We start from the raw sequence: 1,511 nt of genomic DNA on the forward strand, positions 1-1,511 counted from the left end.
TGTCCGTCGTCAGATGATTTGGGACATTCAGCGGTGTTCAGGAGCGGAGGCTCTGGTCCATCTGGGGTAAGAGGTTAGGCGGCCTGCGCGTGGTGGCGCAAGCGGCGATCCATGAGGGTCTGGCGCTTGATGCGTTCCCGCTCGGCCAGGATCCCTTCGCCGCGTCCGAAGTAGACGTCGGCGGGCGTGAGGTTGCCGAGGCTCTCATGGGCTCGGGCATGGTTGTAGTGTTCGACGAAGTCGGCAACCTGCGTCTCCAGCTCGCCGGGCAAGTAGGCGTGTTCGAGCAGGATGCGGTTCTTGAGCGTCTGGTGCCAACGCTCGATCTTGCCCTGCGTTTGAGGATGGCATGGCGCACCGCGGATGTGGGTCATGCCCCGAATGCCGAGCCAGTCAGCCAGGTCGCTGGCGACGTAGCTCGGCCCGTTGTCGGAGAGCAGGCGTGGCCGCGGCATCACCCGCGCCTGATCGAGCCCAGCCGCACCCAGCGCTAGGTCGAGCGTGGCAGTGACGTCGCTGGCCTGCATCGTCGTGCACAGCTTCCAGGCGACGATGTAGCGTGAGAAGTCGTCCAGGACCGTCGACAGGTAGTACCAGCCCCAGCCAACCACCTTCAGGTAGGTGAAGTCCGTCTGCCAAAGCTGGTTGGGAGCGGTGGTCTTATCGCGGAACTCGTCGGCGGCCTTGATGACGATATAGGCCGGGCTGGTGATCAGGTCCTGAGACTTGAGCAGCCGGTAGACGGTCGCTTCCGAGACGAAGTAGCGCCGCTCGTCGGTGAAGCGTACCGCCAGTTCACGCGGGCTGAGTCCAGGCTGCTCCAAGGCCAGAGCAACGATCTGCTCGCGGATCTCCGCAGGTAGGCGGTTCCAGACCCGGCTCGGCCGCGAGGGATGGTCGCTCAACGCCTCGGGGCCGCCGCGCTGGTAGGCGTCGTACCACCGGTAGAACGTCGAGCGGGTGATGCCGAGCTTGCCCAGGGTGGCGCGCACCGGCAGGTGGGATTGCTCGACCAGCCGGATGATCTCCAGCTTCTCGGGGGCCGGGTACCTCATGCCTCGTCGCCCCCAGCCCCGCTCATGCTTTTTTTAAGCAGACGGTTCTCCAGGACGAGATCAGCCACGACCTCCTTCAGCGCCCCCGCTTCGCGACGGAGATCCCGCACCTCATCCGTGGTGGCAGCACGAGCCGTGTCGCCGGACAGGCGCTTCTTGCCAGCCTCCAGGAACTCCTTGGACCAGCCATAGTACATCGAGGCGGCGATCCCCTCACGTCGGCATAACTCGGCGATGCTGTCCTCGCCACGCAAGCCTTCCAGTACGACGCGGATCTTCTCCTCGGACGAGAACTGCCGACGTGTGGCCCGACGGATGTCCTTGATCACCGCTTCTGCCGGCTTCTTGGCCGCTCCGGATGTCTGCTTCATCTTCGCTCCTCAGGGGCTACGATGAACCAGCCATCCTCCGTTCGTGAAGACCCTCAATCTGTCCCACAGGTGCTGACGTCGGACA

General features: G+C 64.4%; 1 protein-coding gene. It reads right to left on the reverse strand.

The window, feature by feature from the left end; all coding sequences use genetic code 11:
- Nucleotides 1-74: 74 nt before the first annotated feature.
- Nucleotides 75-1,426 (reverse strand): IS3 family transposase gene (locus tag COGEMETH_RS21030; RefSeq protein WP_238184553.1). Its coding sequence is split into 2 segments (ribosomal slippage): nt 75-1,090 and nt 1,090-1,426, totalling 1,353 coding nucleotides; the frame shifts between segments, so codons are not numbered across the junction.
- Between the last annotated feature and the right edge of the window lie 85 nt (nt 1,427-1,511).

It is taken from the genome of Methylobacterium trifolii (assembly GCF_022179685.1).
GTDB classification, from domain to species: Bacteria; Pseudomonadota; Alphaproteobacteria; order Rhizobiales; family Beijerinckiaceae; genus Methylobacterium; species Methylobacterium trifolii.